At 69.2% G+C, this 1429-nt stretch carries 1 protein-coding gene; it reads left to right on the plus strand.

The window, feature by feature from the left end:
• Positions 1–350: 350 nt before the first annotated feature.
• Positions 351–1429, plus strand: a 1079-nt coding sequence (locus IE249_RS11630; RefSeq protein ID WP_229858173.1) for a chitinase, incomplete at its 3' end; no start/stop codon positions are given.

The following is a 1429-nucleotide window of genomic DNA, read 5'->3' on the forward strand; positions in this document are numbered from 1 at the left end:
TGGGACGGGGCCGCACGCGGCACATCCACGTCACGGTGCGGGCCCCCGGCCGCCTCGTCCTGACGACGCAGGCGGCACATGGGCCGCGGACACCACCCACCGGGCCGGGGACCGGGTGACGTACGGAGGCCGCGCCCAGCGCCGGCTCCTCAGTTCTTCCCGGGCTGTGGTCGAGGGCGCCGACGAGGTCCTGTCCAGCGGAGGCACACCATGGTGCCGGAAATTGGTCTAGTCCCGTTTTGGTCCAGACCATTGACCCGCCCATCCGGCGCCCGCTATCCCATACAGGCGTCAACCAAGAAGCACCGTAAGGGAACCGGCGAACTCACCCTTCTCACATCGGGACTGACATGAGACTCATGCGCTCCTTCCGCGCGGCCCTCGTCGCGGCCACCACGGCCGCGGCCTCGGTGGGCCTCGCCCTGTCGGGCGCCGGCGCGGCCCAGGCGGCGACACCGCTGCCGTCCCACGTCTTCGCCCCCTACTTCGAGGCCTGGACCGGCGACAGCCCCGCCGATCTGGCCGCCCAGTCGGGCACCAAGCACCTGACGATGGCGTTCCTCCAGACCGCGTCCAAGGGATCGTGCACGCCGTACTGGAACGGCGACACGGGCATGCCGATCGCGTCGGCCACCTTCGGCGGCGACATCAAGACCATCCAGCAGCGCGGTGGAGACGTCATCCCCTCCTTCGGCGGCTACACCGCCGACACCACCGGCACCGAGATCGCGGACAGCTGCACCGACGTCCAGCAGATCGCGGCGGCCTACGAGAAGGTCATCACCACCTACGACATCTCCCGCCTCGACATGGACGTCGAGGTCGACTCGCTGGGCAACACCGCCGGGATCGACCGGCGCAACAAGGCCATCAAGCTCGTACAGGACTGGGCGGCCGCGAGCGGGCGCACGGTGCAGATCTCCTACACCCTGCCCACCACCACGCACGGCCTCGCGGACAACGGCGTGGCACTGCTGCGCAACGCGGTCAGCAACGGCGCACGGGTCGACGTCGTGAACCTCATGACGTTCGACTACTACGACAACCAGGCGCACGACATGGCGGCCGACACCAAGACCGCCGCCCAGGGTCTGTACGACACCCTCGCCGGGCTCTACCCGAACAAGACCTCCGCGCAGCTGTGGAACATGGTCGGCGTCACCGAGATGATCGGCGTCGACGACTTCGGCCCCGCCGAGACCCTCAGCCTGGCAGGCGCCCGTACGGTCTACGACTGGGCCGTCGCCAAGGGCATCAACACCCTCTCTTTCTGGGCGTTGCAGCGCGACAACGGTGGCTGCCCCGGCGGCGCGGCCGCGGACAACTGCTCGGGCATCCAGCAGAACACCTGGGACTTCAGCCACATCTTCGCGCCCTTCACGGGCGGCACGACCACCCCGGACAACGACTTCTCCGTCGCGCTCGGCCC

It is taken from the genome of Streptomyces anandii JCM 4720 (assembly GCF_014650655.1).
In the GTDB taxonomy this organism is placed as follows: Bacteria; Actinomycetota; Actinomycetes; order Streptomycetales; family Streptomycetaceae; genus Streptomyces; species Streptomyces anandii.